Origin of the sequence: Corynebacterium sp. AOP12-C2-36, from assembly GCF_052379185.1 — a bacterium.
Lineage (GTDB): Bacteria > Actinomycetota > Actinomycetes > Mycobacteriales > Mycobacteriaceae > Corynebacterium.
The window spans coordinates 1-1,668 of the sequence record NZ_JBQSYJ010000055.1; the positions used below are offsets into that span (position 1 = coordinate 1).

A 1,668-nucleotide genomic window follows, 5' to 3' on the forward strand; every position below is an offset into this window, starting at 1 on the left:
ATAGGCGAGAAGTTTCTTCATTCCGGGACGTTCGGTCGCATTCTTCGCCCCGGAGGTGACATCGCTGAAGACATCACGGTTCTGGACCCCGGCGGTATGCAAGGCGTCGTGTTGAAGGGTCGGATCCTGACCGACGGTGGATACCCGGGTGTAGCCCAACAGTCTCATACCCACAATCATGCCTCACTAAATCCCAGCATGGAAGAAGGCGGAACACTTTTCGGTGAGACAGGTTGGTAAGACATTTTTCGTGTTGGTTTCCGCAGGAGCTGCGGATTTTGAGATGCTCGTTGTGCGTGTCTTGTAAACCTTTAGATTATAGAGACAACTGGGGAGCGGCCCAGTGGCTGCTATTCCAATAATCCGGACCGTCGCACCGTGGACGGATACGACAGCAGTCGTTTCCGGTGTGAAGAAGATCAGGCGTGAGGAAAGAACAAAGAGTACTTTCCTCACACCGACACGGTGCTTGGGCTCCAGGGCCGTGACTCTAGAGCTCGTCGAGCGCTTCTATGACCAGACCGGCAGCCAGCGCGCTGCTGTACTGCTGTTGCCCGGTGATCAGACGGCCGTCACGTATTGCGAACGGCTCATTGGCTTCCCGACACAAGAACACAGTGTCGTCGATGCCTCTAGCCTCGCTCTCGATGGTGTAGTCGTTGAGAACAACACCGAAAGCCTCGTTAACCACTTCTTCCTCTGCATCGGTGAAGCCAGTCCACCGCTTCCCTGCAGCCAGCAGTGACCCGTCGGACAATCTGGACCACAGCAATAGTGAGGAACCGTGGCAGATCAGTGACACCACCTTGCCTGCTTCATAGAACGAAGAGATCAGATTGTGCAGGTGATCGTCATTCTTGAAGGTCAGCAGTGGTCCACCCCCACCGGCGACCCACACGGCATCATAGTCAGCAACGTCGATATCGGCGGTCGAGATTGTGTCACTGAGCAGGGGGCCGAAGGTGTCGTGGTGCAGGAAACCGAGAGTGATCAGATCATCGCGGTAGTCCCCTCCTGGGGTTCTTGGGTCGCTGTGTGTATCGACCATCACTTCTCCGCCCTTAGGGGAGGCGATGTCAACGTCGTGACCGGCTTCAATGAATGCGAGGAACGCACGGGTGAGTTCCTCGCCAAAGAAGCCGACAGGCATCCCGTGCAGTTCTGCTGTGTTGGACACGATTGCCAGGATACGGCGTGGTTTATGGCTCCGTCCGGAACGTGCTTCGAAAGTGCTGTCAGTGTCGTTCATCAGGCTTCTTCCTCTCCTATTAGGGGCATGGTGCCACGAAGGTGACGGCGTTCGTCAGCCTTCGCTGATGGTCATTTTCTTGATCTTGTCCCCATTGAGGTCGAAGTCGAATCGCGACGGTCCGTTGGCGTGGGTTGATCGCCAGTCGCCGACGACGGTGATCCTGCCGTTGGCGGTGGAGGCTTGTTCTGCGCTGAAGGTGGGCTGTGATCCGATGAATGCGATCTGGCTCCACTCGTCAATTTCGTCGCGTCCGGTGATGATCTGACCCCAGTCGTCGACGACAGCATCGGTAGTCAGCGCATCGAGAAAAGCCTGGTTATCGTGGTCGTTGACCGCGGTGAAGAATGAGGCGATCGGCTCGGGGATGTCAAGGATGGGCACAGGAATATCCTTCGGTTAGGCGGGCAGTGCGGGGG

The 1,668-nt window shown here is 56.7% G+C and carries 3 protein-coding genes; all 3 read right to left on the reverse strand.

Features of this window, described 5'->3' with window-relative positions:
* The coding region (locus ACT3UN_RS16390; protein ID WP_444657646.1) for a recombinase family protein at positions 1 to 180 on the reverse strand (180 nt) is incomplete at its 3' end.
* Between the two features lie 310 nt (positions 181 to 490).
* Complete coding sequence (locus ACT3UN_RS16395; RefSeq protein ID WP_444657647.1) at positions 491 to 1,249, reverse strand: type 1 glutamine amidotransferase domain-containing protein; 759 nt, start codon at positions 1,247 to 1,249, stop codon at positions 491 to 493.
* 54 nt (positions 1,250 to 1,303) lie between these two features.
* Entirely contained in the window at positions 1,304 to 1,633 is a 330-nt protein-coding gene (locus tag ACT3UN_RS16400) for a nuclear transport factor 2 family protein (RefSeq protein WP_444657648.1), read from the reverse strand.
* Positions 1,634 to 1,668: the final 35 nt, after the last annotated feature.